General features: G+C 76.1%; 31 protein-coding genes. 20 read left to right on the top strand and 11 right to left on the bottom strand.

Annotated features, from left to right (window positions below):
* The first annotated feature begins 1 nt into the window (after position 1).
* Together aceB and sixA are read left to right on the top strand one after the other, a co-directional pair.
* Positions 2 to 1,597, top strand: coding sequence for a malate synthase A (gene aceB / locus ITJ85_RS01595; RefSeq protein ID WP_217914611.1), 1,596 nt, complete (start codon positions 2 to 4; stop codon positions 1,595 to 1,597).
* Between the two features lie 47 nt (positions 1,598 to 1,644).
* A complete protein-coding gene (gene sixA, locus ITJ85_RS01590) occupies positions 1,645 to 2,130 on the top strand; it encodes a phosphohistidine phosphatase SixA (RefSeq protein WP_217914610.1) in 486 nt (161 codons plus the stop codon).
* 431 nt (positions 2,131 to 2,561) lie between these two features.
* Here the strand turns inward: sixA and ITJ85_RS01585 are convergent, their stop codons facing one another.
* From ITJ85_RS01585 to ITJ85_RS01575, 3 genes are read right to left on the bottom strand one after another with little or no spacing between them, the layout of a single operon-like run.
* The gene (locus tag ITJ85_RS01585) at positions 2,562 to 2,900 is read right to left on the bottom strand and encodes a nuclear transport factor 2 family protein (RefSeq protein WP_217914609.1); all 339 of its coding nucleotides are present in this window, start codon (positions 2,898 to 2,900) and stop codon (positions 2,562 to 2,564) included.
* Positions 2,897 to 3,259: a hypothetical protein gene (locus ITJ85_RS01580; protein WP_217914608.1), complete on the bottom strand. Its 363-nt coding sequence runs from the start codon at positions 3,257 to 3,259 to the stop codon at positions 2,897 to 2,899. Before ITJ85_RS01580 ends, ITJ85_RS01585 begins: the two co-directional genes overlap by 4 nt.
* Positions 3,256 to 3,534, bottom strand: coding sequence for an SHOCT domain-containing protein (locus ITJ85_RS01575; RefSeq protein ID WP_217914607.1), 279 nt, complete (start codon positions 3,532 to 3,534; stop codon positions 3,256 to 3,258). The genes ITJ85_RS01580 and ITJ85_RS01575 overlap by 4 nt, the downstream gene beginning before the upstream one ends.
* A gap of 63 nt (positions 3,535 to 3,597) precedes the next feature.
* On the opposite strand from ITJ85_RS01575, the gene ITJ85_RS01570 reads away from it, so the two are divergent.
* The gene (locus ITJ85_RS01570; RefSeq protein WP_217914606.1) at positions 3,598 to 4,080 is read left to right on the top strand and encodes a MarR family winged helix-turn-helix transcriptional regulator; all 483 of its coding nucleotides are present in this window, start codon (positions 3,598 to 3,600) and stop codon (positions 4,078 to 4,080) included.
* Between the two features lie 45 nt (positions 4,081 to 4,125).
* Here ITJ85_RS01570 and ITJ85_RS01565 read toward each other — a convergent pair whose 3' ends face one another.
* A complete protein-coding gene (locus ITJ85_RS01565) occupies positions 4,126 to 5,454 on the bottom strand; it encodes a citrate synthase (protein WP_217914605.1) in 1,329 nt (442 codons plus the stop codon).
* Positions 5,455 to 5,673: 219 nt separating this feature from the next.
* Between ITJ85_RS01565 and ITJ85_RS01560 the strand changes: the two genes are divergently transcribed.
* On the top strand, positions 5,674 to 7,797 hold the full coding sequence (locus ITJ85_RS01560) for an NYN domain-containing protein (RefSeq protein WP_217914604.1): 2,124 nt from the start codon (positions 5,674 to 5,676) through the stop codon (positions 7,795 to 7,797).
* Positions 7,797 to 7,973 carry a hypothetical protein gene (locus ITJ85_RS01555; RefSeq protein WP_217914603.1) on the top strand — a complete coding sequence of 59 codons (177 nt, stop codon included), beginning with the start codon at positions 7,797 to 7,799 and terminating at the stop codon, positions 7,971 to 7,973. Before ITJ85_RS01560 ends, ITJ85_RS01555 begins: the two co-directional genes overlap by 1 nt.
* Here ITJ85_RS01555 and ITJ85_RS01550 read toward each other — a convergent pair.
* Genes ITJ85_RS01550 through moeB form a run of 5 tightly spaced genes read right to left on the bottom strand, consistent with a single transcriptional unit; the run spans position 7,946 to position 11,507 of the window.
* Positions 7,946 to 8,653, bottom strand: coding sequence for a hypothetical protein (locus ITJ85_RS01550; protein WP_217914602.1), 708 nt, complete (start codon positions 8,651 to 8,653; stop codon positions 7,946 to 7,948). The two genes, ITJ85_RS01555 and ITJ85_RS01550, sit on opposite strands and share 28 nt — an antisense overlap.
* The gene (locus ITJ85_RS01545; RefSeq protein ID WP_217914601.1) at positions 8,650 to 9,060 is read right to left on the bottom strand and encodes a M67 family metallopeptidase; all 411 of its coding nucleotides are present in this window, start codon (positions 9,058 to 9,060) and stop codon (positions 8,650 to 8,652) included. The genes ITJ85_RS01550 and ITJ85_RS01545 overlap by 4 nt, the downstream gene beginning before the upstream one ends.
* A 16-nt stretch (positions 9,061 to 9,076) precedes the next feature.
* A complete protein-coding gene (locus ITJ85_RS01540) occupies positions 9,077 to 10,045 on the bottom strand; it encodes a PLP-dependent cysteine synthase family protein (RefSeq protein WP_217914600.1) in 969 nt (322 codons plus the stop codon).
* On the bottom strand, positions 10,042 to 10,323 hold the full coding sequence (locus ITJ85_RS01535; protein WP_217914599.1) for a MoaD/ThiS family protein: 282 nt from the start codon (positions 10,321 to 10,323) through the stop codon (positions 10,042 to 10,044). The genes ITJ85_RS01540 and ITJ85_RS01535 overlap by 4 nt, the downstream gene beginning before the upstream one ends.
* A complete protein-coding gene (gene moeB / locus ITJ85_RS01530; RefSeq protein WP_217914598.1) occupies positions 10,320 to 11,507 on the bottom strand; it encodes a molybdopterin-synthase adenylyltransferase MoeB in 1,188 nt (395 codons plus the stop codon). The genes ITJ85_RS01535 and moeB overlap by 4 nt, the downstream gene beginning before the upstream one ends.
* A 145-nt stretch (positions 11,508 to 11,652) precedes the next feature.
* On the opposite strand from moeB, the gene ITJ85_RS01525 reads away from it, so the two are divergent.
* Both ITJ85_RS01525 and ITJ85_RS01520 read left to right on the top strand, forming a co-directional pair.
* A complete protein-coding gene (locus ITJ85_RS01525; protein WP_217914597.1) occupies positions 11,653 to 11,907 on the top strand; it encodes a hypothetical protein in 255 nt (84 codons plus the stop codon).
* Positions 11,904 to 12,554: a hypothetical protein gene (locus ITJ85_RS01520; RefSeq protein WP_217914596.1), complete on the top strand. Its 651-nt coding sequence runs from the start codon at positions 11,904 to 11,906 to the stop codon at positions 12,552 to 12,554. The genes ITJ85_RS01525 and ITJ85_RS01520 overlap by 4 nt, the downstream gene beginning before the upstream one ends.
* Here ITJ85_RS01520 and ITJ85_RS01515 read toward each other — a convergent pair.
* Positions 12,504 to 12,725, bottom strand: a complete 222-nt coding sequence (locus ITJ85_RS01515; protein ID WP_217914595.1) for a hypothetical protein — start codon at positions 12,723 to 12,725, stop codon at positions 12,504 to 12,506. The two genes, ITJ85_RS01520 and ITJ85_RS01515, sit on opposite strands and share 51 nt — an antisense overlap.
* Positions 12,726 to 12,754: 29 nt before the next feature.
* Between ITJ85_RS01515 and ITJ85_RS01510 the strand changes: the two genes are divergently transcribed.
* From ITJ85_RS01510 to ITJ85_RS01490, 5 genes are read left to right on the top strand one after another with little or no spacing between them, the layout of a single operon-like run.
* Positions 12,755 to 13,963 (top strand): MFS transporter, encoded by a 1,209-nt coding sequence (locus ITJ85_RS01510; protein WP_217914594.1) that lies wholly within the window; start codon positions 12,755 to 12,757, stop codon positions 13,961 to 13,963.
* On the top strand, positions 13,963 to 15,315 hold the full coding sequence (locus tag ITJ85_RS01505) for a replication-associated recombination protein A (RefSeq protein WP_217914593.1): 1,353 nt from the start codon (positions 13,963 to 13,965) through the stop codon (positions 15,313 to 15,315). The genes ITJ85_RS01510 and ITJ85_RS01505 overlap by 1 nt, the downstream gene beginning before the upstream one ends.
* 12 nt (positions 15,316 to 15,327) lie before the next feature.
* Positions 15,328 to 16,041 (top strand): YwaF family protein, encoded by a 714-nt coding sequence (locus ITJ85_RS01500; RefSeq protein ID WP_217914592.1) that lies wholly within the window; start codon positions 15,328 to 15,330, stop codon positions 16,039 to 16,041.
* Positions 16,042 to 16,044: 3 nt separating this feature from the next.
* Positions 16,045 to 16,512, top strand: coding sequence for a GatB/YqeY domain-containing protein (locus tag ITJ85_RS01495; RefSeq protein WP_217914591.1), 468 nt, complete (start codon positions 16,045 to 16,047; stop codon positions 16,510 to 16,512).
* On the top strand, positions 16,509 to 16,877 hold the full coding sequence (locus ITJ85_RS01490; RefSeq protein ID WP_217914590.1) for a hypothetical protein: 369 nt from the start codon (positions 16,509 to 16,511) through the stop codon (positions 16,875 to 16,877). The genes ITJ85_RS01495 and ITJ85_RS01490 overlap by 4 nt, the downstream gene beginning before the upstream one ends.
* 18 nt (positions 16,878 to 16,895) lie before the next feature.
* On the opposite strand, the gene ITJ85_RS01485 is transcribed toward ITJ85_RS01490, so the two are convergent.
* Positions 16,896 to 18,488, bottom strand: coding sequence for a S8 family serine peptidase (locus ITJ85_RS01485; protein ID WP_217914589.1), 1,593 nt, complete (start codon positions 18,486 to 18,488; stop codon positions 16,896 to 16,898).
* A gap of 53 nt (positions 18,489 to 18,541) precedes the next feature.
* On the opposite strand from ITJ85_RS01485, the gene ITJ85_RS01480 reads away from it, so the two are divergent.
* The 8 genes from ITJ85_RS01480 to ITJ85_RS01445 are packed head-to-tail and all read left to right on the top strand — an operon-like array spanning position 18,542 to position 25,203.
* Entirely contained in the window at positions 18,542 to 20,134 is a 1,593-nt protein-coding gene (locus ITJ85_RS01480) for an FAD-dependent thymidylate synthase (RefSeq protein ID WP_217914588.1), read from the top strand.
* Positions 20,131 to 21,516 carry a hypothetical protein gene (locus tag ITJ85_RS01475; RefSeq protein ID WP_217914587.1) on the top strand — a complete coding sequence of 462 codons (1,386 nt, stop codon included), beginning with the start codon at positions 20,131 to 20,133 and terminating at the stop codon, positions 21,514 to 21,516. The genes ITJ85_RS01480 and ITJ85_RS01475 overlap by 4 nt, the downstream gene beginning before the upstream one ends.
* A gap of 31 nt (positions 21,517 to 21,547) precedes the next feature.
* Positions 21,548 to 22,360 (top strand): DUF1385 domain-containing protein, encoded by an 813-nt coding sequence (locus ITJ85_RS01470; RefSeq protein WP_217914586.1) that lies wholly within the window; start codon positions 21,548 to 21,550, stop codon positions 22,358 to 22,360.
* A 4-nt stretch (positions 22,361 to 22,364) separates the two neighbouring features.
* Entirely contained in the window at positions 22,365 to 22,790 is a 426-nt protein-coding gene (locus ITJ85_RS01465) for an SRPBCC family protein (RefSeq protein ID WP_217914585.1), read from the top strand.
* Positions 22,787 to 23,443, top strand: a complete 657-nt coding sequence (locus tag ITJ85_RS01460; protein WP_217914584.1) for a DUF1775 domain-containing protein — start codon at positions 22,787 to 22,789, stop codon at positions 23,441 to 23,443. The genes ITJ85_RS01465 and ITJ85_RS01460 overlap by 4 nt, the downstream gene beginning before the upstream one ends.
* A gap of 56 nt (positions 23,444 to 23,499) precedes the next feature.
* A complete protein-coding gene (locus tag ITJ85_RS01455; RefSeq protein WP_425517100.1) occupies positions 23,500 to 24,534 on the top strand; it encodes a nicotinate phosphoribosyltransferase in 1,035 nt (344 codons plus the stop codon).
* Positions 24,531 to 24,962 (top strand): methylmalonyl-CoA epimerase, encoded by a 432-nt coding sequence (gene mce, locus ITJ85_RS01450; protein ID WP_217914582.1) that lies wholly within the window; start codon positions 24,531 to 24,533, stop codon positions 24,960 to 24,962. Before ITJ85_RS01455 ends, mce begins: the two co-directional genes overlap by 4 nt.
* A 10-nt stretch (positions 24,963 to 24,972) precedes the next feature.
* The gene (locus ITJ85_RS01445; RefSeq protein ID WP_217914581.1) at positions 24,973 to 25,203 is read left to right on the top strand and encodes a hypothetical protein; all 231 of its coding nucleotides are present in this window, start codon (positions 24,973 to 24,975) and stop codon (positions 25,201 to 25,203) included.
* Positions 25,204 to 25,210: the final 7 nt, after the last annotated feature.

Here is a 25,210-nt window from a genome sequence, read left to right as displayed (position 1 = left end):
CATGAGCACGATCGCCCCACCCGAAGGAGTCCAGGTCACCGCCGAGGTCACGCCCGAGATGGCGGAGATCCTCACCAGCGACGCGCTGGCGCTGGTGGCGAAGCTGCACCGGAACTTCGAGTCGCGGCGTCAGGAGCTGCTCGCCAGGCGGGACGAGCGCGCCAAGCGCCTCGACGCCGGTGAGATGCCCGACTTCCTGCCCGAGACGAAGCACATCCGCGAGGACCCGAGCTGGAAGGTCGCCCCCGCGCCGGCGGACCTGCAGGACCGCCGCACGGAGATCACCGGCCCGGTCGACCGCAAGATGATCATCAACGCGCTCAACTCGGGCGCGAAGGTGTTCATGGCGGACTTCGAGGACGCCAACACGCCCACCTGGGAGAACACGATCCAGGGGCAGATCAACCTGCGCGACGCCGTGGACGGCACGATCACCTTCAGCGGCGGCGGCAAGGAGTACAGGCTCGGCGAGACGCTCGCCACGCTGCTCGTGCGCCCGCGCGGCTGGCACCTGGACGAGAAGCACGTGCTGATCGACGGCACGAAGGTCTCGGCCGGCATCTTCGACTTCGCGCTGTTCATGTTCCACAACGCGAAGAACCTGCTCGCCAAGGGCTCGGGGCCGTACTTCTACCTGCCCAAGATGGAGAGCCACCTCGAGGCGCGGCTCTGGAACGACATCATCGTCATGACGCAGGACGAGATCGGCGTGCCGCAGGGCAGCGTCCGGGCCACCGTCCTCATCGAGACGATCCTCGCCGCGTTCGAGATGGAGGAGATCCTCTACGAGCTGCGGGACCACTCGGCCGGCCTCAACTGCGGCCGCTGGGACTACATCTTCAGCGTCATCAAGAAGTTCCGCAGCCGTCCCGACTTCGTGCTCGCCGACCGCGTGCTGGTCACGATGACCACGCACTTCATGAACTCGTACTCGCTGCTCGCGATCCAGACCTGCCACCGCCGCGGCGCCCACGCGATCGGCGGCATGGCGGCCCAGATCCCGATCAAGAACGACCCGCAGGCCAACGAGGAGGCCCTCGCCAAGGTGCGGGCCGACAAGGAGCGCGAGGCCAGCAACGGCCACGACGGCACCTGGGTCGCCCACCCGGGCCTCGTGCCGATCGCCCTCGAGGCGTTCGACAAGGTCATGCCGGGCCCGAACCAGCTCGACCGCCTGCGCGAGGACGTCACGATCACGGCGCAGGACCTGCTGACCTTCGAGCCCGAGGGCCCGATCACCGAGGAGGGCCTGCGCACCAACATCAGCGTCGGCGTCCAGTACCTCGGCGCCTGGCTCAACGGCATCGGCTGCGTCCCGATCAACAACCTGATGGAGGACGCCGCCACCGCGGAGATCTCCCGCAGCCAGGTGTGGCAGTGGATCCACAGCCCGCGCGGCGTGCTGGAGGACGGCCGCACGGTGGACGCCGAGCTGTTCCGCGCCGTGCTGGCGGAGGAGCTGGAGAAGATCCACGACCAGTACCCGCAGGAGCTGCACGAGTACTTCGACCGCGCGGCCAAGCTGTTCGACGAGATCTCGACCTCCGACGACTTCGTCGAGTTCCTCACGCTGCCGGCCTACGGGATGATCGACTGAACCCGGCCGCGGCCCCCGGCGACGTGCCGGGGGCCGCGCAGCGGCCCATGCGCCTCCTTCTCCTGCGCCACGGGATCGCCGAGGACGCGGGCCCCGCGACGGGCTTCCGCGACGCCCCGCGCGCCCTCACCGAGGAGGGCGCCGCCCGGATGGCGCAGGCCGCCCGCGGCATGACCGCGCTCGGCGTCGCCGCCGACGTGGTGCTCTCGAGCCCGCTGACGCGTTGCGCCCAGACCGCCGCGATCGTCTGCGAGGCCCTCGGCGGGACGCCCCGTCAGGACCGCCGCCTCGCCCCCGGGATGGACCTGGACGCCCTCGCCGACGTGATCCTGGAGCACCCCGGCGCGCAGGCGGTCCTCGTCTGCGGGCACCAGCCCGACCTCTCCGAGGTCGTCGCCGACCTCACCGCGGGCGGCGTCGTCGCCTTCCGCAGGGGCTCCCTGGCGATCCTCGACGTGGACGAGCCCCGCCGCGGCGGCGGCCGCCTGTCGGCCCTCTACGCCCCGGCGGCCCTCCGGGCGGCGGGCGCCTGAGGATCAGCGACCACCCCCGGTCGGAGCGGACCGCGACCACTTCGCCGCGCGGCGCGCCCCGACGGCGCGAAGCGCCGGCGGAGCCGCGCGGTTGAGGGGCGATTGCCGGAATGGCGCGCCCCCGCCGAAGGCGGGAGCCATTCCGGCCGGCGCGCCCGGGGCGTTCCTCGGCTCGACGCAGCCCGGGCCGCCCTGCGAGGCCGGAGGGCCTGGGCGGGACGATCAGAGCTCGCCGACCTGCACCGCGACCAGTTCGCCGCGCGGCGCGCCCCGACGGCGCGAAGCGCCGGCGGAGCCGCGCGGTTGAGGGGCGATTGCCGGAATGGCGCGCCCCCGCCGAAGGCGGGAGCCATTCCGGCCGGCGCGCCCGGGGCGTTCCTCGGCTCGACGCAGCCCAGGTCGTCCTGCGAAGCCGGACGACCTGGGCGGTGCTACCCCGTGGCCGCGAAGATGACCCGGCCGCGGCGGACCTCGACGACGATCACGCCCTCGAGGCCGTCGGCGCCCGACCAGCGCAGGGCGGCCTTGGCCCCGGCCTGCTGGGGCGGCGACCACCCGGTGGCCGCCGCGGCGATCGCCGAGTGGCGGGCGACGGCGTCCCCGCGGCCGCGGGTCGTGCCCTCGGCCGCAAGCCACACGACGTCCTGGTCGTAGCACCCGGCGAGCGCGTCGAGGTCCCGCGCCCGGCTCGCGGCCAGCAGCCGCTCCAGCACCGGCAGCGCCGCCCGCTCGCGATCCTCGTCGCTGGGGTGGCCGCCGGCCGTGGTCACATCCCGGGCGGCGTGGGCTCGATCGAGCGGACGAACAGCGGCAGCAGCTCGTCCGGCAGCAGCGTCTCGGACGAGTCGACCACGCGGGCGACCAGCTCCATGCGCTCGGCCTCCGCCTTGACCCGCACCGCCTCCCAGCCGGCGCGCTCGCCCTCGCGGTCGGCGGCGAGGTCGGCCATGGTCATGGCGACCTTCTCCGCCACCCGCGGCGTCGAGAGCTGGTGGTGCGCATCGACCAGCAGGATGAGGCGTATCCAGCCCTGGCCGCCGTGCTCGTGCGCGTGGCGCGACCACTCGGGTGAGACGTGCTGCTCGAGCCCGCCGACGAGCTCCGCCCAGCCCTCCGGTGCCGCGCTCATACGCGCGAGAGGAGGTCGGTCTTCTTGGCCTGGAACTCGTCCTCGGTGATCAGGCCCTCGTCGCGCAGGCGGGCGATCTCGCGGATCGCGTCCGCCGGCGAGGCGTGCGGGCCGGCGCCGCGCCGGCCGCCGAACGGCCCCCGCGCGTCGCCCACGAGGCGCGACAGGTCCTCGCCCGCGGCCTTGGCCAGGCGGGCGGCCTGCTCGAGCGCCCGCGACAGCTCCTGTCCGATCTCGCGCGCCGTCTGGCGCATCTGCTCCTGGGGATCCGGCATGGGCGGGATCCTACAGCGACGGGGCGTGGCCCGCCGCCGCCGGGTGGTGGTACGGTCCAGGTGATGAACCGGTCAACGACCCCCGCCGACGGCGAGGATCGGGCACGGCTCGCCCGCCGCGCGATCGAGGCGCTGGAGCGCGTCGCCTGCGCGACGGGGCGCGAGCTGGATCGCCACGCCGCGGGCTACGGCGTCTCCGACGCCAAGCTCGAGGTGCTCGAGGTGCTGCTGTGCGCCCGGGGCGGCCGGGCCTGCCTGCACGACCTCGGCGACGAGCTCGGCGTGACCCGCCCCAACGTCACCAAGCTGGTGGACGGCCTCGAGCGCTCGGGGCTCGTCGAGCGCCGGCCGCACCCGAGCGACGGCCGCATGGTGCAGGCCCACGTGACCCCGGCGGGCGCGGAGCTCGCCGACGAGGCGCTGCCGGGGCGCGAGCGCGTCATGCGCGACGTCTGGGACGGCCTGGACGACGACGAGCTGGCGCGGCTGATCGGCCTGCTGGAGGCCGTCGCCGAGCGGGCGACCGCGCCGGCGCGGTCGCGGTAGCCGGCCGGCGGCCGCCCGTGGGGGCGGCCGCCGGCGACGGTCCCGCTAGCGGGCGGACATCTCCACGTAGTCGCGCTCGCCCGGGCCCACGTAGACCTGGCGCGGGCGCGAGATCTTCTGGTCCTTGTCGCCGAGCATCTCCCGCCACTGGGCGACCCAGCCGGGCGTGCGGCCGATGGCGAAGAGGACGGTGAACATGTCCTCGGGCATGCCGAGCGCCTCGTAGATCAGGCCCGAGTAGAAGTCGACGTTCGGGTAGAGCTTGCGCTTGACGAAGTACTCGTCGCCGAGCGCGATCTTCTCGAGCTCGACCGCGATCTCGAGGAGCGGGTTGACCCCGGTCACCTCGAAGACGTCATCGCAGGCCTTCTTGATGATCGTCGCCCGCGGGTCGAAGTTCTTGTAGACCCGGTGGCCGAAGCCCATCAGGCGCTCCTTGCCGGCCTTCACGCCCTCCATGAAGTCCGGGATGTTCTCGACCCGCTCGATGCGGCGGAGCATCTTGAGCACGGCCTCGTTGGCGCCGCCGTGCAGCGGGCCGTAGAGGGCGCTGACGCCCGCGGCGACCGCCGAGTACGGGTCGACCTGCGAGGAGCCGACGCTGCGCACGGCGCTGGTCGAGCAGTTCTGCTCGTGGTCGGCGTGGAGGATGAAGAGCACGTCGAGCGCCCGCACGATGCGCGGGTCGACCGTGTACTGCGGCACCCCCGTCGTGAAGAGCATCGACAGGAAGTTCTCGCTGTAGGACAGCTCGTTGTTCGGGTAGACGAACGGCTTGCCCGTGATGTGGCGGTACGCGAAGGCGCCGAGCGTCGGCATCTTGGCGATCAGGCGGACGATCTGGAGCTCGTTGTTCTCCTCGTCCGTGAGGTCCTTGGCCTCCGGGTACAGGGTCGAGAGCATCCCGACGCTCGACTGCAGCATCCCCATCGGGTGCGCGTCGTAGCGGAAGCCCTGCATGAAGGTGCGCACGTTCTCGTGGACGAACGTGTGGTGGGTGATGTCGTGCACCCACCTGTCGAGCTGCTGCTGGTTCGGCAGCTCCCCGTAGACGAGGAGGTAGGCGACCTCGAGGAAGGAGCTCTTCTCCGCGAGCTGCTCGATCGGGTAGCCGCGGTACCGGAGTACGCCGGCGTCGCCGTCGAGGAAGGTGATCTCACTGCGACACGACGCGGTGTTCATGAACGCCGGGTCATAGGTCATCAGGCCGAAATCATCGTCGGAGACCTTGATCTGGCGGAGCTCCGTCGCGCGGATCGTGCCGTCCGTGATCGGCAGCTCGTAGCTCTGGCCGGTGCGGTTGTCGACGATCGTGAGGGTCTCGTTCCCCGACCCCGGAGCATCGGTTGTGGCCGTCGGCTGCTGAGTGGTCATGTAAAGCGTTCCCTTGACGCGGATTCCGCACCTGCCGGTGCCCGAGAGACGTGTCCAGGGGATTCTAGGGATGCGGCGAGCCCCTTGGCCGGGCCGGGTGCCCCGGAAGCGGGATGGCGGACGGCTGGTAGCATCCGCCCGCCTGCGTACGCGCGGGCCCCCGGCTCACGCCGCCTGACCCGCCGCCCCAGGGCGGCCCCACAGATCTGGAGGACCCCGATGGCCGAGCACGAGAGCTCTCTCGCCGTGCTGGTCGACTTCGAGAACATGGCCCGCCCCGGGGCCAAGGGACGAGGCGACTTCGACATCCACCTGGTGCTCAACCGCCTGGCCGAGAAGGGCCGGGTGCTGGTGAAGCGCGCCTACGCCGACTGGAGCCGGTACCGCGACGCGCGCCACGAGCTGCAGAACGCCGGCCTGAGCCTCATCGAGATGCCGTCCGCGCGCGAGGGCGCGAAGAACCGGGCGGACATCCAGATGGCCGTCGACGCCATGGAGCTCGCCTACAGCCGCGAGCACGTCGACAACTTCGTGATCGTCTCGGGCGACAGCGACTTCACGCCCCTCGTCGGCAAGCTGCGCGAGCTCAACAAGCGCGTGATCGGGGTGGGCAACCGCGAGTCGGCCAGCGAGCTGCTGATCGCCAACTGCGACGAGTTCATCTTCTACGACCTGCTCGCGGCCCGCGCGGCCGGCGGGCGCGACGGCGGCCGGCGCGTCGGCAGCAGCGGCGCCCAGCTCGACCCCATGAGCCTGCTCCAGGAGACGCTCACCGCGCTGCAGCGCGAGGGCGTCGAGTGGGCCCTGGCGAGCATCGTGAAGGACTCGATGCGCCGCAAGTACCCGGCGTTCGACGAGAGCGAGCACGGGTTCTCGACGTTCTCGAAGTTCCTCGAGGAGGCCGGGCGCACGGGGCTCGTGCGGCTCGAGACCGACCCGCGCAGCGGGACCTACCGGGTGGAGCTGAGCGACTCGCCGGCCTCGGTGCCCCCGCCGGCACCGCCCGCGGCGGCCGAGGACCGGCCCGCCGAGGAGTCGCAGGAGGGCGGCCGGCGCCGCCGCCGGCGCGGCGGCCGCGGCCGCGGCGAGGCCGGCGCCGCGACCGGCGACGTTGCCGCCGAGGCGCGCGCCGGCGAGGCCGAGGTGTTCGAGGTCGTCGTGACCCCGACCCCCGACGTGGACCTCGGCACGCTGCCGCCCCTCGACGAGCCGATCTCGTACGAGGACATGATCATGCTCGGCCCGGAGCTCGGCGAGGACATCCCCGAGCTGGCCGAGCTCAGCGACGTCCCGGCCGAGGGCCCGCCCGCCCGCAGCTCGCGCCGCCGTCGCCGTCGCGGCGCCGCCGCGGAGCCGGAGCCGACGGTGGCGGACCTCGAGCCGCTCGCCGGCGAGGAGGCGCCCGGCGCCGAGGCCGCGCCGCAGGAGCCGGCCGAGGCCCCGGCCGCGGAGGCCGAGGCGCAGCCGGAGGCCGAGGCGCCCGAGGCCCAGCCGGAGGGCGAGGCCGAGGGCGACGCCGAGCCGGAGGCGCCGCGCCGGCGCCGCCGCAAGCGGGCGGCCGCCGAGCCGGAGGCGCTCGTGCCGGCCCCCGACGAGGGCCCCGCCGCCGGCGGGCCCGTCCCCAGCGACGAGTCGATCGAGCGGCCGCACGGCGACCAGCTCGTCGAGGCCGCCCCGGTCGCCGAGGAGGCGCCGGCCGAGCCCGCCGCCGAGGCCGCCGAGGAGGCGCCCGCCGCGCCGCGCCGGCGCGTGCGCCGCCGCGCCACGACCGCCCAGGAGCCGCCCGTCGAGGCGGCGGTCGAGGAGCCCGCCGGCCCCGCGGCCGTCGAGGGCGCGCCCATGGCCACGGCGGTCGAGGAGGAGGCCCCGAAGCCGAAGCGGCGCACCACCCGCCGCACGGCGGCCGAGCCGCCGGCCGAGGAGCAGCCCGCCGCGGAGGCGCCGGCCGAGCCGGCCGCCGAGGAGGAGGCCCCGAAGCCGAAGCGGCGCACCACCCGCCGCAAGGCCGCCGAGCCGCCGGCCGAGGAGCAGCCCGCCGCCGAGGCGCCGGCCGAGGCGCCGGCCGAGCCGGCCGCCGAGGAGGAGGCCCGAAGCCGAAGCGGCGCACCACCCGCCGCAAGGCGGCCGAGCCGCCGGCCGAGGAGCAGCCCGCCGCCGAGGCGCCGGCCGAGCCGGCCGCCGAGGAGGAGGCCCCGAAGCCGAAGCGGCGCACCACCCGCCGCAAGGCGGCCGAGCCGCCGGCCGAGGAGCAGCCCGCCGCCGAGGCGCCGGCCGAGGCCTAGAGGGACGCCGCCCGGGCGCCGGCTGCACGCCGGCGCCCGGGCGTGCGATCGTGCCCGGTGATGGGATCGCGCGCCCGCCTCATCGCCGGCATCCTGCTCGCCGCGGCGCTGCTCGCCGCGGCCCTCTACCTGCTGCTCGACGACGAGGGCACCCACCCGCCCCCGCGCGAGGACGCCGGCGCGCTGGTCGCGCCGCGCCCCGCCGGCGGCTACGGGGTGGCCGACACCTCGGCGTAGAGGTCGCGGGCCGCCTGCAGCAGCTCGTCCTGGGGCAGCTCGCCGGCGCCGGCCACGCCCTGCACGCCGTAGAGCCGCGGCCCCACCGCGAAGGTCACGAACGCCACGGCGCCCTGCACGCCGCCCTGGTCGACGTCGAGCCGCATCGCGCGCGCGCCCGGGATCTCCGGCACCTCGAGGTCGCGCGAGGCGGCGCTCGACGCCGACTCGACCTCGTCGGTGGCGTCCTCCACCTCGCCCCGGGCGGCCGCCTCGTCGCGCAGCTCGACGACGTAGCTGCGCAGCAGCGCGATGCCGGTCGAGGGGTCGGAGCCGATCTGGTCGCGCAGCACGCCGTCGGCGTAGCCGGCCGCCTCGAGCCGCGCCTCGGCCTGCGGCTTGACCGGGTCGCCCGCCTGGTAGAGCGCGTCGACGAACTCGCCCGCGTCGTCGAGGTCGCGGTCCGACCCCGACCCGACGCCGGGCACGCCGGCGAGCGCGGGCAGGTCCTCGCCGGTCAGGCCGCCCTCGGCGCCCTCCGTGGTGCCGGTGGCGGCCGTCGAGGGCGCGGGCGCGGTGGTCGCGGTCCGGGGGAGCTGGTCGGTGGTGACGGTCTCGGTGACGGTCGACCCGCCCCCGCAGCCGGCGAGCACGCCCGCCGTCGCCAGGGCCGACGCGGCGACGGCGATCCTGCGCCTCATGCGATCTCCACGGGCTGCTCGGCGATCTGCTCGCCCTCCGGCGCGCCCCGGCTGAGGCGGAACGCCCGGATGTCGGGCGCGTCGCGGTCGGCGATCGACACGATCAGGTAGAGCGTGTCGGGGAAGAAGGCCAGCTCGACGTCGGTGCGCGACGGGTAGGCCGCCGAGCGCGTGTGCGAGTGGTAGATCGCGATCAGGTCCTCGCCGGCGTCGTCGATCGCGTCCATGATCCGGAGCTGCTCGCGGCCGTCCATGACGTACATGAACGGGCTCGCCTCGGCGTTGGTCGCCCGGTGCACGCGGCGCGCGACGCCGTCCGTGCCGGAGATCATGCCGCAGCACTCGTTGGGGAGGTCGGCGATCGCGTGCGCGACCAGCTCCTCCGCGAGGGGACGGGGCAGCCTCATCGACGTCCGCGCCCGGCTACCAGAAGATGCCGCGGTCGAGGGTGTCCTCGACATCGTCGACGTCGTCGGTCCAGAGCCCCGACGAGAGGTACTTCCAGCCCCCGTCGCAGACGATGCCCACGATCGTGCCGCGGGTCATGCGGGACGCGATGCGGGCGCAGGTGTGGATGACCGCGCCCGAGGAGACGCCGGCGAAGATGCCCTCCTCCGCCGCGAGCCGCCGCGTCATGAGGATCGCGTCGCGGTTGCCGACCAGCAGCTTGCGGTCGAGCCGGGAGAGGTCGAGGATCGGCGGCACGAAGCCGTCGTCCAGGCTGCGCAGGCCGCTGACTGGGTCGCCCTGCAGCGGCTCGCACGCCACGATCTGGACGTCCGGCCGGTGCTCCTTGAGCCGCCGCGACGAGCCCATCAGGGTGCCACCGGTGCCGAGGCCGGCCACGAACACGTCGAGCTCCGGGCAGTCGCGCACGATCTCCTCGGCGGTGCCCTCGTAGTGCGCGCGCGGGTTGGCCTCGTTGCCGTACTGGAACGGCATGTAGAGCCCGTTCTCGGCGGCGAGGCGCTTGGCGACGTCGACCGCGCCGTTGGAGCCGAACTCGCCGTCGGTCTCCACGATCTCGGCGCCGTAGAGGCGCAGCAGCTGGCGGCGCTCCTCGGTGACGTTCTCCGGCATCACGGCCACGAGCCTGTAGCCGCGCACCCGGCAGATCATCGCGAGGGAGATGCCGGTGTTGCCGGAGGTCGGCTCCATGATGGTGTCGCCGGGCTTGATCGCCCCCCGCCGCTCGGCGTCCTCGATGAGGGCCAGCGCGGTGCGGTCCTTGATGGAGCCGGTCGGGTTGTGGCTCTCGAGCTTGGCGAGGATCCGCACCTCGGGGTTTGGCGAGATGTGCCGCAGCTCGACGAGCGGCGTGTCGCCGATGGTGGCGATGACGTCCGGGGCCACCGCGAGCGACGGCGGGGCGAGCCCCGCGTGGGCCGTCATGACCCGGCGCCGCCCGCCATCGCGGGGAGGATCAGCAGCGTGTCGCGCTCGGACACCTCGGTGTCGAGCCAGGACATCATCCGCAGGTCCTCGTCGTTGAGGTAGAGGTTCACGAAGCGGTGCAGTTCGCCGTCGTCGGTCTGGAGCTGGGTCCGCACGGCGGGGTGGAGCTCGTAGAGCCTCTCCAGCACCTCGCTCACGGTCGAGCCCGTGACCTCGATCTCGCGCTCGCCGCCGGTGGCCTGGCGCAGCACCGGCGGGATCCGGACCACGCTCATGCGCCGACCGCGATCGAGGACTGCGCCGGGACGCCCGCGCACCACGCGTCGTAGTCGCGGAACTCGAGGCGCGCCTCGGGGCCGCAGGCGGGGCAGTCGGGGTCGCGGCGGATCTTGAGCTCGGTGAAGGACATCTCGAGGGCGTCGTAGATGAGCAGCCGGCCCGACAGGGTGTCGCCGATGCCGAGGAGGAGCTTGATGGCCTCCGTGGCCATGATGCCCCCCATCACGCCGGGCAGCACACCGAGCACGCCCGCCTCGCCGCACGAGGGCGCCATGTCGGGCGGCGGCGGCTCGGGGAACAGGCAGCGGTAGCAGGGCCCGTCGTAGGGCCGGAACACCGACGCGTGGCCCTCGAAGCGCAGGATGCTCGCGTGCACCAGCGGCTTGCGCGCCATGAGCGCGGCGTCGTTCATCAGGTACCGGGTCGGGAAGTTGTCGGTGCCGTCGATGATCACGTCGTAGTCGGCGATCAGGTCGAGCACGTTCGACTTGTCCACCCGGAACTGGTGCGTGTTGACGGTCACGCCGGGGTTGAGCGCCTCGATCGAGGTGCGGGCCGACTCGCCCTTGTTCATGCCGACGCGGTCGGTGGTGTGGATGATCTGGCGCTGCAGGTTGCTGGCGTCCACGACGTCGTCGTCGACCAGCCCCAGCGTGCCGACGCCGGCCGCGGCCAGGTAGAACGCGGCGGGCGAGCCGAGCGCGCCGGCGCCCACGAGCAGGGCCTTCGAGTCGAGCAGCTTGAGCTGGCCCTCCTCGCCCACCTCGGGGATCAGCACGTGGCGCGAGTAGCGCGAGCGCTGCTCGGGGGTGAGCGTGCGCGGCACGTCGAAGTCCTGGCCGCTCTGCTTCCAGCGCTGGAAGCCGCCGGCCAGGCTGGTGACGTTCTCGAAGCCCATCTGGCGCAGCGTGGTGCCGGCGAGCAGCGAGCGGTTGCCCGACGCGCAGGCCAGCACGATCTCCTGGTCTGGACGGGCCACGCCCGCGATCCGGCTCTCGAGGAAGCTCCGCGGGATGTGGACCGCCCCGGGGATGTGTCCCTCGTCCCACTCGCTCTGCTCGCGGACGTCGATGACCAGGGGTGCGTCGCCCGCCTCCCGGCGGGACGCCAGGTCGGGGACCTGCACCTCCGGCACTTGCTCGCGTGCTGTCGCGAGGAGATCCTGGTAGCTGCGCGCCATGCTGTCTCCCGTGCTGCGGCTCGTAACCAGTGATTCTACCCGGGATTCTACCCTTTTCGATCTCCCGGGTCCGCGGGCGACGCCTGGCGGCGCCCCCGTTGCTTCAGGAAATGTAGTGCCTGCAGGGGGGAGGATGCCCCGAGCGATGACCTCACTCCCCAAGAGCGCCTTCGCCAACGTGGACGCGCGCATGCGCTGCCCCACCCCCGACTGCTGGGGCGACCTGCTGCTCATGCCCACCGGCAGGACCGACGCGGAGGGCATCCCGTCGTTCCAGCCCTTCACGGCCTGCCCCCTGTGCGGCACCGCGTTCGAGCTGGAGCAGGACATGAGCGACCGTGACCTCTTCCTGCGCGTGTCGTGGCTGCGCGCGAACCCCGGCGCGGAGGAGCCGGCGTGAGCGCCCGCCGCACCGACCCCGGCCCGCTGCCGCGCATCGGCAGGGCGATCGCCGCGCCCCTCGTGAGCGGGGCGGTGGGCGCCGTGGTCTTCCTGATCATGGTCCAGGGCGCGTTCCGCCAGGGCCACACGACGCTCGACTTCAACCACGTGCTCGGGACGGTCATCCAGGGCGAGGCCGAGGAGGTCGGCAGCACCCAGGAGGCCCTCGGCGTGATCGGCGACACGGCGGGGCCGACCGGCCTCAACGCCACGCTGCTCGCGGGCATCGCGCTGATGGCCGTGCACGAGCTGGTCACCACGCGGCTGCTGCGGCGCCACTGGCTCGTGCAGGCGGTGCCGCTGTGGATCCTGACCGTGCTCGCGCTGGGGCTGGTCTACGCGCCGGTGGCCGACGCCCGGCTCGACACGCCGATCGGCGTCCTCGGCGCGGACAACGGGGCCATGACCCCGGTCGTGCTGATCTTGTCCGCGCTCGGCTTCGCCCTCATCGCGGCGCGCTGCTACGACCTCCTGTCGCGGGCCTCCTTCTGGCGCTCGCGCGGCGAGAGCATCGAGGACGCCCTGGCCGAGATGCCGGGCGTCGGCGCCGCGGGCTCACTCGAACTCGCCGAAGAGCACCGCGAAGAGGGCGGCGTGCGCCCCTGAGCTGAGGCCGATGGCCTCGGGCGGGCAGGCCCGCAGCAGCTCCTCGTAGCTCCCGAACGCGTCGTCCGGCGCCACCCGGCGGCGCAGCGCCGCGGCGTCGGCGCGCTCGCCGCCGGGCGCCCGCAGCGCGGCGGCCACGTCGTCGCCGGTGATGCGGCGCTCCGGGTCCACGCCGTCACGGTACGCCCTAGAGTGAGGCGATGAGCGCGACCGCCCCCGCCGTCGCCCGCCCCCGCGCCGACGGCGGCGCGATCGACCGCCGCGGCATCGCGCTGCTCGCCTCGGGACACTTCGTGATCGACGCGACCGTGGGCGCCGTGCCGGCGCTCATCCCGGTCTTCACCGCGATCTACGCGCTCTCGGACCTGGCGGCCAGCATGATCCTGGGCGCGTCGCTGCTGATCTCGTCGGCGATCCAGCCGTTCTTCGGGATGCTGGCCGACCGGCGCGCCACGCCGGCCTTCCTGTGGGGCGGCGTGGCGGTCGCGGCCGCCGGCCTCGCCCTGGCCGGTGTGGCGGGCGGCTACGCGGGGGTGCTCGCCTGCATCGTGGGCTCAGGCCTCGGCATCGCGGCCTTCCACCCGGAGGCCGCCCGGGTCGCCAACGCCATCTCGGCCGACCGCAAGGCGACGGGCGTCGCCTGGTTCATGCTCGGCGGCAACGCCGGCTTCGCGGTGGGACCGCTCATCGCCGCGCTCTTCATCCCCGTCCTCGACGCGCGGGCCACGCTCGTCTTCCTCGTGCCCGGCGTGGTGGTCGCCGCGTGGCTGCACGCCGAGCGGCGCCGGCTCGCCGTGCCGGTGCCGCCGCGGCTGCCGCGCGCGGCCCGCGCGGTGCGCCGGGCGAGCACCGGCGCGGTGGCCCTGCTCCTGCTCGTGACCAGCATGCGCACGTGGACCCAGTTCTGCGCCCTCGCGCTGGTGCCGCTGCTGCTGACCGACGAGCGCGGCTTCTCGGACCAGGCGGCCGGCTTCGCGGTCGTCGCCTTCTCGGGCGCCGGCGCCGCCGGCACCCTCGCCGGCGCCTGGCTGGCCGACCGGGTGGGCGGGCGGCGGATGCTGGTCTGGAGCATGCCCGTGGTGGGCCCCCTGCTCGCCGCGTTCATCCTGCTGGACGGGGCGCCGGCGATCGTCCCCCTGGCGGCCGCGGGCTTCGTGCTGATGTCGTCCTTCTCGGTGACGGTGGTGATGGGCCAGGAGTACATGCCGGACCAGCTCGCCCTGGCGGCCGGGCTGATGATCGGCTTCGGCGCGATCGGGTCCGCCCCGCCGGGCCTGGCGATCTTCGGCGCGCTCGCCGACGCGGCCGGCCGCGAGGCCGCCCTGTGGGGCGTCGCGGCGCTGCCGCTGATCGGCGGGCTGCTCGCCCTCGCGCTGCCCGCCGGGCGCCGGGCGGGGGAGGCGGTCTGATGGCCCGCCGCGGCGGCGGGCCGCCGCAGGGCGACCTCTTCGGCGAGGCGGTCGAGTCGCGCCTGCAGCGCTCGCGGCCGCTCGCCGCCCGCATGCGCCCGGAGCGCATCGACGAGGTCGTGGGCCAGGAGGCGCTGCTCGGCCCCGGCGGCGCGCTGCGCGAGGCGATCGTCGCCGACCGGGTGCCGTCGATGATCCTCTACGGGCCGCCGGGCAGCGGCAAGACGACCCTCGCCCGCGTCGTGGCCCACAGCACCTCGGCCGCGTTCGAGGAGCTGTCTGCGGTGTCGGCCACGGTCGCCGACGTGCGGGCGACCATGGCGCGGGCCCGCGACCGCCTGGCCGCCGGCACCCGCACGGTGCTCTTCCTCGACGAGATCCACCGCTTCAACCGCGCCCAGCAGGACGCCCTGCTGCCGGCGGTCGAGGACGGCCTCGTCACCCTCATCGGCGCCACCACCCAGAACCCCTGGTACGAGGTCAACGCGGCGCTCGTGTCGCGCATGCGCGTGTGGGTGCTGGAGCCGCTGGGCCCCCGCGACGTGGGGCGCCTGCTCGACCGCGCCGCGGCCGACGAGCGGGGCCTGGCCGGGCGGGTGCGCCTGACCCCCGAGGCCCGCGACGCGATCGTGGCCCGCGCGGGCGGCGACGCCCGGGGCGCGCTCAACCTGCTCGAGGCGGCCGCCGCCGGCACGACCGACGGCGCCGCCATCTCGCTCGACGCGGTGCGGGCCGCCTCCGGCGGCCGCGCCGTCGTCTACGACCGCGCCGGCGACGCCCACTACGACACCATCTCGGCGTTCATCAAGAGCCTGCGCGCCAGCGACCCGGACGCGGCGATCTACTACCTCGCCGTGATGCTGAGCGGCGGCGAGGACCCCAAGTTCATCGCGCGGCGGCTCATCGTGGCCGCCAGCGAGGACGTGGGCAACGCCGACCCGCGCGCCCTCCAGGTCGCCGTGGCCGCCGGCCGCGCCGTGGAGTTCGTGGGGCTCCCGGAGGCGCGCATCTCGCTCGCCCAGGCGACGACGTACATCGCGCTCGCGCCCAAGTCGAACGCCGCGTACCGCGCCATCGACGCCGCCCTGGCCGAGGTGGAGCGCGAGGGCGCCCGGCGGCCGCCGCTGGCGCTGCGCGACGCGAGCGTGGCCAACGCCCGCGGGCTGGGGCACGGGGCCGGCTACGTCTACCCCCACGACCACCCCGACGCCGTGGTGGAGGGCTCGCTCATGCCGGAGGGCCTCGAGGACCGGGTCTTCTACGAACCCACCGACCGCGGCGCCGAGGGCGAGCTGTCGGCCCGCCTGCGGGCCATCCGCGCCCGCCTGCGGGAGGACGACCAGCCCTTCTAGCCGAGCCGCCGCATGGACGCCTTCTCCGCCGAGCACCTCGCGGTCCTGGCGGGCACGGCCGTGGCCTGCGTGGCGATCGGCGCGGGGGCGCGCCGCGCGCCCGCGGACGCGCGGTGGCCGCGGCTGGCCGGGTGGGCGCTCGCGGCGCTCCTGCTGGCGAACGAGGTGGTCTTCACCGTGGTCCACCACCTCGACGTGGGGCTCTCCGCGCGCGACGACCTGCCCGTGCACCTGACCGACGTGGCGACGCTGGTCGCGATCGCGGCGCTGTGGCGCCCCTCCCCGCTGGCGTTCGAGCTGACGTACTTCTGGGCCTTCACCGCCACGCTGCAGGCGCTGATCACGCCGGACCTCGGCCGCTCGTTCCCCGACTACCGCTGGTGGTGGTTCGTGGTGGCCCACTCGGGCGTGCTCGCGGCGGCCACGCTGCTGGCGTGGGGGCTGCGCCGCACGCCGCGCCCCGGCGCCCCGCTGCGCGTCGTCGCGTGGACCGTGCCCGTCGCCGTGGCCGCGGGGCTCGCCTCGTGGGCGTTCGACGGCAACTACATGTTCCTGCGCGAGCCGCCCGGCAGGGGCAGCCTGCTCGACCTGATGGGCCCCTGGCCCTGGTACGTGGCGAGCGCCGCCGCGCTGGCCCTGGCGCTGTTCTGGCTGCTCGACCGGCCGTTCGGGCGGCGGCGCGCCGCGGCGCGGCTCGTTAGGGTCGACCGCGACGGGAGGATGTGACGGATGGCACAGGACACGACGGGCGTCGCCGCCCGCCTCGATGAGGACCTCAAGACCGCGATGCGCGCCGGCGACAAGCTGCGCGTCGGCGCGATCCGCCGCGCGCGGGCCGCGCTGAAGAACGCCGAGATCGAGGCCCGCGGGCCGCTCGGCGACGACGGGGCCGCGCGCGTGCTGCGCGGGCTGGTCAAGCAGCACCGCGAGTCGATCGAGCAGTTCCGGGCGGGCGGGCGCGACGACCTCGTGCAGCAGGAGACGGCCGAGATGGCCGTGCTCGAGCCGTACCTCCCCGCCCAGATGGACGAGGCCGCGATCGAGGCCGTCGTCTCGGAGGTCATCGCCGCCGAGGGGGCCTCGGGGCCCTCGGACCTCGGCCGCGTGATGAAGGCCGTCATGGGCCGCGTCGGCTCGGCCGCCGACGGCAAGCAGGTTCGCGCAATCGCTGGACGCCTCCTGGGAGGAGACCGATGAGCACCACCCCGCCACCCGGCCCCGGCGCGCCGCCCCCGGAGGAGCCGCCGGAGGGCCCCGCCTCCGCCGTCGGCGCGGGCACGCACTCGCCGTCCGACGCGATGACGAGGTACGACAAGGAGAAGGACGCCTACCACTGCTCGTACGGCATCCCGCAGCCGGCGCTCGCGGTGCTCGACCCCGAGCGCGAGCTCATCGTGCGGGTCGACCGCCACTCGTTCCGGGTCGTGGGCTTCTCCATCCCGAACTTCACCGAATGGCACGAGAAGCACGCCGACGAGGAGGGCAACTTCGCGGTCGACCTCCCCGAGGTGTGGCCGATGGACCAGACCGACACGAGCGGGGCGACGGGCTACTCCTGGTAGCCCGGCGGCCCGCCGGGCTCAGCCGCGCAGCCGCGCCACGCGCGGCGCGCCGCGCGGCGGCACCACCACCCGCATGCGCGCGCCGGCGTAGGTGACGCCGGCGCGCCGCGGCGCCGTCACGGTCACGATCAGGCGGCGCGTCGCGGCGCGTCGCAGGCGCGGGTCGCGCACGACGGCGCGGCCGCGCGCCACGCGCACCCGGCGCCCGCCCACGCGCACGGTGGCCCGGGGCGCGAGGCCGGACAGGCGCAGCACGAGGCGGCCGGCCCGGCGGTCCACCGACGCGCGGACGCGCCGGACCGCCGCGACCCGGCGGACCGCCCGGGCCCCGCGCACGCGGGCGCCCGCCGCGCCGGCCGCGGGCGCGACGGCCGTCACCGCGGGGGCGGTCGCGGGCGCGGGCGGCGCGGGCGGTGGCGAGGGCGGCGGCGCGGGCTCGCCCGCGGGCGGCGATGCCGGCAGCCCGGCGCCGAGCCGCGCGACGGCCGCGGCGACGTCCGGCCGCGGGCCGATGCGGCCCTCCTCCGGGGCGACCTGGGGCGCGCCGGTGGCCACGAGCAGGTCGCGCACCTCGGCCGGCGTGAGCGGCGTGCCGTCGCGTGCGATCTCGGCGCTCTGCACCACGGCCACGGCGCCCGCCACGGTGGCCGCCGCGCTCGAGGTGCCGTCGAAGCAGGCCGTGTAGGAGCGGTCGCCCGACGCCCCCCACCCCGCGTCGCCGTAGCCGCTCGTCACCACGCCGGCGCCGTGGCCCTGCAGGTCGACCCGGGCGCCGAAGTTCGAGCCCTCGATGCGCTGACGGTCGGCGGCGGGCGAGTCGTCCTGCGCGCCGCCGCCGGCGCCCACCACGATGGCGCCGCTGTGGTCGGGCGCGTCGGGCCCGGCCAGCCACGGCGCCAGCGCGCCGATGTCGCCGTCGCCGTTGCCCGCCGGCTCCACGACGGTGATGCCGGCGTCGACCGCCTCGCGGATGGCGGCGCGCACCCCCGGCAGGAACTCGATCGGCGTATAGCGCGGCACGCCCGGGTCGGCGGGCCCCTGCGCGACCATCCCCTGCAGCTCCACGAGCAGCACGTCGCCGGGGGCCAGGCGCGCGGCGGCGTCGCGGATCGCCTCGGCGGGCCGGTAGCCCCCGGCCGCCGAGTGCGGCGCGACGGGCACGAGCTCGGCGTCGGGCGCGATGCCGCTGATGCCCGCGCCGTCGTCCTCGCCGCCGAGGATGCCGAGGACCGCCGTACCGTGGTCGGCCGACCGGTACTCCGGGGGCAGGCCCGTCAGGGGCCCGGCGGCCAGGCCGCGGCCGGCGAGCTCCACGTGGCGCTCGCGCCACTCGTACTCGACGTCGGCGATGCGCACGCCGGCGCCCCGGGCGGCGCCGCCGGCGCCGAGGGCGCCGAGGTGGTCCTGGTAGGGCGTGAGGTCGGGCACGGCGCCCGCGTCGCCCACCGCGGGCCAGGCGCCCGCCGGCGGGGTGCGGCAGACGGCCGGGGGCGGCGCCGGCTCGGCCGAGGGCGCAGGCGCGGCGGGGCGCTCCCCCGCGCCGGCGCCGCCCAGCGCGGCCGCGCCGAGCGCGCATGCGGCTGACAGGGCGACGATGGGGCGGCGGAGCACGGCACTAGGATGCCGGAGCACGTGGCCCGCCGTACCCCCCCGGATGGCATGAATTGACCAACGTCGACCTGGACGCACGAGAGCGCGAACGGCTCGCCCCGTTCGTGACCGACACGACCGGCCCGGTGTTCGCGCTGACCGGGCTCCCCGAGGTCGTGAAGGGCGCCCTGTTCGCCCGCTACTCGCGCAGCCCCAAGTCGCTGCGGCGGCTGCTGCTGGACGAGTTCATGCCCGGCGACGGCGGCCCCGCGGCGCCCGCGGCGGAGGTCGGCTCGGAGCGCGCCGAGGCGCTCTACGGGCGGGTGCTCGCCGAGTACGGCGACGACTCCGTGGCCCAGCTCGGCGCCGCCCACCTCGCCGTGGAGGGCGCGTCCAACCTGCTCACCAAGGTGCTCCAGTGGGGCCGGCTCGCGAGCTACCTCGAGCAGTCGACGCGGTACATCGCGTTCACCGACCGGCCGGGCGGCCGCTACCGCTACCACCGCCCGCCCGCCGTGCTGGCCCACCCGGAGCTCGGGCCGGCGTACACCGCCGCGCTCGACGCGGCCTTCGAGGGCTACGCCGCGCTGCTGCCGCGCCTGGTGGAGCACGTCGCCGCCGGCGTGCCCGACGACCCCGGCACGCCGCCCGCGGCGCGCGAGCGCGCGGTGCGGGCCAAGGCGCTCGACCTGCTGCGCGGCCTGCTGCCCGCCGCCACGACCGCGAACGTCGGCATCTTCGCCTCGGGCCAGGCCTACGAGGCCATGATCGTGCGCATGGCGGCGCACCCGCTGCCCGAGGCGCGCGACTGCGCCGCCGCCATGCTGCGCGAGCTGCGCAAGGTGATCCCGGCCTTCCTCACCCGCGTCGACCGGCCGGACCGCGGGGTGGCCCACGGGGAGTACCTGGCCGGCGTGGACCGCGCGGCCGCCGAGCTCGCCGACCGCCTGCTGGGCGACCCGGCCCACGCCCCGGCCGGCGCCTCCGTGCGGCTGGTCGACTTCGATCCCGACGGCGAGGCGCGCGTGCTGGCCCACGCCCTCTGGCCGGCCGGCGGGCGCCCGCTGGCCGACGTGCGCAGCCGCGTCCTGGCGCTCGACCCGCCGGCGCGCGCCGCCGCGCTCGCCGAGTGGGCCGGCGAGCGCGGCGACCGCCGTCAGCGCCCGGGGCGGGCGCTGGAGGCGACCACCTACACCTTCGACGTCGTCTGCGACTACGGCGCGTACCGGGACCTGCAGCGCCACCGCATGCTCACCCTGCAGGCGCAGCCCCTCACGCCGCGGCTGGGCTACGACGTGCCCGACGAGGTCGCCGCCGCCGGCGGGGCCGGCGCCTACGCCGCGGTGCAGGCGCGCTGCACGGAGCTGCACGACGCGCTGACCGGCCCGTTCCCACACGAGGCCGCCTACGCCGTCACCCTCGCCCACCGCATCCGATTCACGATGACGATGAACGCGCGGGAGGCCATGCACCTCGTCGAGCTGCGCAGCCAGCCGCAGGGCCACGAGTCGTACCGCGCGGTGGCGCGCGAGATGCACCGGCAGATCGCGGAGGTCGCCGGCCACCGCGCGATCGCCGCGATGATGACCTTCGTCGACGCCAGCGACCCGGCCGCCGGGCGGCTCGCCGCAGAGCGGCGCCTCGAGGCGCGCCGGGCCCGGCCGTGAGGCGGGCGGGCGGCCTCCTCGCCGGCGCCGTCCTCGCCCTCGCCGTCGCGCCCGCCGCCGGGGCGACCGCGGCGTGGGGCCCCGCCGTGACGCTGACCGGCTGCGGGGACGTGCTCGAGGCGAGCCTCGACCGGGCCGGGGCCGCGGACGTGCTGCTCGCGGTCCGCGACGACTGCGCCGTCGCCGGGCCGTCGCGGCTCGTGCGCGCGGCGCGCCCGCCGGCGGGCCCGTGGTCGCAGGGCGCCGCGCGGCCCGGCGACGCGTGGCCCGGCGCGCCCGCCGGGCCGCTCGCGATGCGCGACCGGCGGTCCGCCGCCGTCGCCCCGGACGGCACCACGGCGACGGCCTGGCTCGCCGACGGGGCGGTGCGCGTCGCGACGCGTCCGCCGGACGGCGCCCGGAGCACGCGACGCCTCGCGGGGGCGCGGGGCGTCACCCGCGGGCCGGTCGTGGCGGCGGGCGCCTCGGGCGACGTGCTCGTGGCCTGGGCCCGTCGCTCCGCAGGCCGCTCGGCGGTCGTGGCCGCCGACCGCCGCCCCGGCGGCGCCTGGTCCCCGCCGCGGACGATCGCGCGGCTCGCCGGCAGCCCGTCCGGCCTCGCGGCGGCCGTCGACGCCGCCGGGCGCGGGACCGTCGCGTGGGAGGCGCCTGCCGGCCGCATCGTGGCGGCGGAGCACCGGCGCGGCGCGGCGCGGTGGAGCCGGCCCGCGCACGTGGGGCGGGCGGGGGCCCTCGGCGTGTCGGGGCTGGCCGTCGACGGTGCGGGCACCGCGGTCCTCGTGACGAGCGGCACGGCGGTGCGGCCCGGCGTGCGCGCCTTCACGCGCGCGCCCGGCGGGCGGTGGAGCCGCCCGCGGGCCGTGACGGGCGCCGGATGCTGCGTCGACGCGCTGGCCGTCGGGCCGCTGGGCGACACGGTGATGGCGGCGGAGGACGGCACCCGGCTGGCCCGCAGGCCGGCGGGCGGCCGCTGGCTGTCGCGCCCCGTCGTCGCCGACCAGCCGGCGACGTGGCTGCGCGTCGACGCGGCCGGCGACATGCTCGCGATCAGCGAGCCGATCGGGTCCAGCGGCAGCGAGCCCGTGCTCGCCCGCACCCTCCGGGCGCCCGCGCGGCCGGTCGTGCGGGCGCTCCGCGTCGCGCGCCGCGGCGGCGCGGCGCCGCGCGTGCGCCTCGCGCTGTCGCGGCCGGGCCGGGTGCTGCTGACGCTGCGCCGCGGCGGCGGTCCGGTCGTGGCGGCCGCCATGGTGACGCCGCGGCGGCGCGCGGTGACCGTCGCGCTGCCGGCGCGGCTGCGCGACGCGCTCGGCGCCGGCCGGCACGCCCTGACCGCCGACACCGGGCGGTCGGCGCGGACGGTCGCCCTGCGCGGCGCGCGGTAGCCCGCGCCGCGGGCCACGCTACGCTCCGGGAATGTCCGAGCCCCCACGCGCCAACCGACTCGGCGGCATGGCCCTCGCCAACGGCCTGCTCGTGCACGGGCCGAAGCACTGGGCCGCCGCCGTGCGCGACGCCGACGGCCGCGTGGTCGTCGCGTCCGGCCGCAAGCGCCTGCTGCGCGCCGGCCGCCTGACCGACCTGCCCGTCGCCCGCGGCCTGGTGCGGCTGGGCGAGGCCTTCGCCGTCCTGCCCGCGGTCCGGCGCGGCCTGCCCCAGGCCCGCTTCGCGATGGAGGACCGCGGCAGCATGGGCGTGGCGCTGGGCGCAACGGTCGTCGCGGCGGTGGCGCGCCGCCGGCTGCGCTCGATCCTGGCCCAGGAGGCGGTCGGCGCGGTCGCGGGGCTGGCGCCGGCGCTCGTCACGCTGCGCGGCTCGCGGGCGGCGGTCTGGCACGCGGTCGAGCACAAGAGCATCGCGGCCTACGAGGCGGGCGGCGTCGATGAGATCGTCAACGCCGAGGGCCACGCGAAGGAGCACGACCGCTGCGGCAGCAACCTCATCCTGCCGCTGCTGGTGGCGACGACGCTCGGCAACACCGTCGCGCGGCGGCTCGGCCGCCGGGCGATCGGCGCGCGCGCGGCGATCGCCGGCGTCAGCATCGGCGCGGCCGTCGAGGTGTTCTCGTTCTCGGCGCGGCGGCCGGCGCACCCGGTCTCCCGCCTCGTGCACGGCGTGGGCCACGCGGTGCAGTCGGGCTTCGTCACCCGCGAGCCGGGCCCCGGCGACATGCTGGTCGGGCGGGCGGCGATGGAGGCGCTGCTGCGGGCCGAGTCGGCCTCGTCCTGACGCCGTGGGGGTCGTCGTGACGGTGGTCGCCCCGGCGGCGGCCGACGAGGTGTGGGCCCGCTGGACGGGGTTCGGCGAGTGGGCCTCGTGGAACCCGCACTGCGTGTCGGCCGCGCTCGACGGGCCGCTCGCGCCGGGCAGCGCCCTGGAGCTGCGGCTACGCCACCCCCGCGGGCGCGAGTTCTGGACCCGCCCGGTGCTGACCGAGGTCGAGGACGGGCGGGCCATCGCGTGGGAGGCGCGCGGACCCGGCCTGCGGGCGCGCACGCGCACGGCGCTCACCCCGGAGCCGGACGGGACGCGGGTGACGATCGAGGCCGACGCGCGGGGACGGCTCGCCTTCACCTATCGGATGACCGTGACCGACCGGGTCCAGGCACTAATGTACGTCGGAATGCTGGACGCGCTGACGGACACGGTGCGCGCATGAGGCGCGCCCTGGCCCTGGCCGCCGTGGCCCTCGCGGCCGCCGCGACGCCCGCCGCCGCCCACGTCGAGGTGCTGCCCGGGGAGGTGGCGCGCGGCGAGGCGGTCGAGTTCACGGTGCGCGTGCCCGTGGAGCGGTCGGTCGACACCACGCAGGTGCGGCTCGAGTTCCCCGACCAGGTGACGGTGTTCAGCTTCGCCGAGCCGCCGCCGGGGTGGACCGCGCGCCCCGTGCGCGGCGACGACGGGCGCTTCAGCGCCGTGGTGTGGAGCGGCGGGCGCATCGGCCCCGACCGCTACGCCGACTTCCGCCTGCTCGGCACGCCCGTGGAGACCGGGACCGCCGTCTGGCCGGCGCGCCAGACCTACGCCGACGGCCGGACCAAGCCCTGGACCGGGCCGCCCGAGGCCGACGGCGCCCCGGCGGCCGAGACCGGGCCGACCGCCCCCGGCCCGGCGGCCGCCGTGCAGATCGTCGAGCCGGGCGAGGAGGCCGCCCCGGCCACCGGCGGCGGGGTGGACGCCGACGAGGACTCCGGCGCCGCCATCTGGCTCGGCGTCATCGCGATCGGCATCTCGGCCCTCGCGCTGCTCGCGCTCGGCTACCTGTGGTCGACCCGCCCGGCGCGCCTGCCCGGCGACGAGGAGCCGCGGTGACCACCGTGCGCCGCTCGCGGCTCGCCGCCGAGACCTTCGGGCTGCCGGTGGAGAAGATGCGGGCGGGCTACTACAGCGACGCCTACTTCACCTTCACCCGCGAGGTGCTGGAGTGGGACGACCACCGCCCCCGGGTGGTGATGCAGGTCTTCCAGCGCGAGCGGTCGGTGCTCGGCGGCGTCGACGAGGCCCTCGCCATCCTCCGCCTCTGCTCGGGGCGGCGGCTCGCGGACGGCGGCTGGGAGCCCGGCTGGGACGAGCTCGAGGTGTGCGCCCTCCACGACGGCGACGAGATCGAGCCGTGGGAGACGGTGATGACGATCACGGGCGACTACAGCCTGTTCGCCCACCTCGAGACGCTCTACCTCGGCGTGCTGGCGCGGCGCACGCTGATCAGCCGCAACGTGCGCGACGTCGTCGCGGCCGCCGGCGGCAAGCCGATCCTCTACTTCCCGGCCCGCTTCGACCACTGGCACGTGCAGACCGGCGACGGCTGGGCCGCCCACATCGCGGGCGCGATCGGCGTGTCGACCGACGCCCAGGCGTCGTGGTGGGGCGGCAAGGGCATGGGCACCGTCCCCCACGGGCTGATCGCGGCCTACGGCGGCGACACCGTGGCGGCGGCGGAGCGCTTCGCCGACCGCTTCGCCCACGAGCTGGCCATCACCGTGCTCGTCGACTTCGAGAACGACTCCGTGCGCACGGCGCTCGAGGTGGCCGACGCGCTGGGCCCGCGCCTGTGGGGCGTGCGCCTGGACACCTCCAGCACCATGGTCGACCGCTCGCTGTGGCAGGAGATGGGCCGCTTCAAGCCGACCGGCGTGGTGCCCGAGCTGGTCTGGAAGGTCCGGCGGGCGCTCGACGACGCCGGCCACGGCGCCGTGCGCATCGTCGCCTCGGGCGGCTTCGACGCGCGCCGCATCCGCGAGTTCGAGGAGGGCGGCGTCCCGGTCGACGCGTACGGCGTCGGCACCTCGCTGCTGCGCGGGTCCAACGACTACACCGCCGACGTCGTGCGGGTGAACGGCGTGCCGTGCGCGAAGGTCGGCCGCGAGGAGCGGCCCAACCCCCGGCTGTCCCCCGTCCGGTGACCGGGCCGCTCGCCCTGGGACCGATCCACCACGTGGGCTACGTGGTGGCCGACCTCGACGCCGCCCTGGCCGCGCTGCGCGCCACCCTGCCGCTGGAGGTCACGGTGCGCGAGACGATGGAGGAGCAGGGGGTCGAGGCGCTCATGTGCTCCGGCGGGGGCGGGGCGATCGAGCTCATCCGCCCGCTCGACCCCGAGGGGGCCATCGCCCGCTTCATGGCCAAGCGGGGCGAGGGCTTCCACCACGTGGCGTTCGAGGTGCCGGACGTCGACGCCGCGCTGGCCGAGCTGCGCGGCCGCGGGGCGGAGCTGATCGACGAGCGGGGGCGCCGGGGGCTGGGCGGCCACGTCGTGGGCTTCGTGCACCCGCGCTCCACCCTCGGGGTGCTGACCGAGCTGATCGGCGCCGGGCACGGGGACGTCCACTAGACTCCCCCGCATGGCGACACGACGACTCGAGCTGGGATTCGAGGGGGGCACCGTCCTCCGCCTGACCGTCGACTCCGGCGTGGCCGACGAGGTGACCGGCGCGCTCGCGGCGCAGTCGGCCTCCGGGTGGCGCGCCGTGGAGTCCGAGGAGGGCACCTTCTGGGTCGACCTCGCCGAGCTGGTCTACGTGCGGCTGCCGCCCGGCGAGGCGCCCGGCCGCGTCGGCTTCGGAGGGATCTGACCGTCAC

Source organism: Miltoncostaea marina (assembly GCF_018141525.1).
Lineage (GTDB): Bacteria > Actinomycetota > Thermoleophilia > Miltoncostaeales > Miltoncostaeaceae > Miltoncostaea > Miltoncostaea marina.
This window is presented reverse-complemented; position numbering and strand designations above follow the sequence as displayed.

What these genes read in the sequence shown, in the direction of transcription:
- ITJ85_RS01575 (WP_217914607.1), bottom strand. Translation starts at nt 3,534, where the DNA reads ATGCCGGATCCCCAGGAGCAGATGCGCCAGACGGCGCGCGAGATCGGA.
- moeB (WP_217914598.1), bottom strand. Translation starts at nt 11,507, where the DNA reads ATGGCGCGCAGCTACCAGGATCTCCTCGCGACAGCACGCGAGCAAGTG.
- ITJ85_RS01535 (WP_217914599.1), bottom strand. Translation starts at nt 10,323, where the DNA reads ATGAGCGTGGTCCGGATCCCGCCGGTGCTGCGCCAGGCCACCGGCGGC.
- sixA (WP_217914610.1), top strand. Translation starts at nt 1,645, where the DNA reads ATGCGCCTCCTTCTCCTGCGCCACGGGATCGCCGAGGACGCGGGCCCC.
- aceB (WP_217914611.1), top strand. Translation starts at nt 2, where the DNA reads ATGAGCACGATCGCCCCACCCGAAGGAGTCCAGGTCACCGCCGAGGTC.
- ITJ85_RS01510 (WP_217914594.1), top strand. Translation starts at nt 12,755, where the DNA reads ATGAGCGCGACCGCCCCCGCCGTCGCCCGCCCCCGCGCCGACGGCGGC.
- ITJ85_RS01550 (WP_217914602.1), bottom strand. Translation starts at nt 8,653, where the DNA reads ATGAGGCGCAGGATCGCCGTCGCCGCGTCGGCCCTGGCGACGGCGGGC.
- ITJ85_RS01525 (WP_217914597.1), top strand. Translation starts at nt 11,653, where the DNA reads ATGACCTCACTCCCCAAGAGCGCCTTCGCCAACGTGGACGCGCGCATG.
- ITJ85_RS01545 (WP_217914601.1), bottom strand. Translation starts at nt 9,060, where the DNA reads ATGAGGCTGCCCCGTCCCCTCGCGGAGGAGCTGGTCGCGCACGCGATC.
- ITJ85_RS01580 (WP_217914608.1), bottom strand. Translation starts at nt 3,259, where the DNA reads ATGAGCGCGGCACCGGAGGGCTGGGCGGAGCTCGTCGGCGGGCTCGAG.
- ITJ85_RS01565 (WP_217914605.1), bottom strand. Translation starts at nt 5,454, where the DNA reads ATGACCACTCAGCAGCCGACGGCCACAACCGATGCTCCGGGGTCGGGG.
- ITJ85_RS01500 (WP_217914592.1), top strand. Translation starts at nt 15,328, where the DNA reads ATGGACGCCTTCTCCGCCGAGCACCTCGCGGTCCTGGCGGGCACGGCC.
- ITJ85_RS01455 (WP_425517100.1), top strand. Translation starts at nt 23,500, where the DNA reads ATGCGGGCGGGCTACTACAGCGACGCCTACTTCACCTTCACCCGCGAG.
- ITJ85_RS01560 (WP_217914604.1), top strand. Translation starts at nt 5,674, where the DNA reads ATGGCCGAGCACGAGAGCTCTCTCGCCGTGCTGGTCGACTTCGAGAAC.
- ITJ85_RS01540 (WP_217914600.1), bottom strand. Translation starts at nt 10,045, where the DNA reads ATGACGGCCCACGCGGGGCTCGCCCCGCCGTCGCTCGCGGTGGCCCCG.
- ITJ85_RS01555 (WP_217914603.1), top strand. Translation starts at nt 7,797, where the DNA reads ATGGGATCGCGCGCCCGCCTCATCGCCGGCATCCTGCTCGCCGCGGCG.
- ITJ85_RS01495 (WP_217914591.1), top strand. Translation starts at nt 16,045, where the DNA reads ATGGCACAGGACACGACGGGCGTCGCCGCCCGCCTCGATGAGGACCTC.
- ITJ85_RS01490 (WP_217914590.1), top strand. Translation starts at nt 16,509, where the DNA reads ATGAGCACCACCCCGCCACCCGGCCCCGGCGCGCCGCCCCCGGAGGAG.
- ITJ85_RS01470 (WP_217914586.1), top strand. Translation starts at nt 21,548, where the DNA reads ATGTCCGAGCCCCCACGCGCCAACCGACTCGGCGGCATGGCCCTCGCC.
- ITJ85_RS01505 (WP_217914593.1), top strand. Translation starts at nt 13,963, where the DNA reads ATGGCCCGCCGCGGCGGCGGGCCGCCGCAGGGCGACCTCTTCGGCGAG.
- ITJ85_RS01445 (WP_217914581.1), top strand. Translation starts at nt 24,973, where the DNA reads ATGGCGACACGACGACTCGAGCTGGGATTCGAGGGGGGCACCGTCCTC.
- ITJ85_RS01570 (WP_217914606.1), top strand. Translation starts at nt 3,598, where the DNA reads ATGAACCGGTCAACGACCCCCGCCGACGGCGAGGATCGGGCACGGCTC.
- ITJ85_RS01460 (WP_217914584.1), top strand. Translation starts at nt 22,787, where the DNA reads ATGAGGCGCGCCCTGGCCCTGGCCGCCGTGGCCCTCGCGGCCGCCGCG.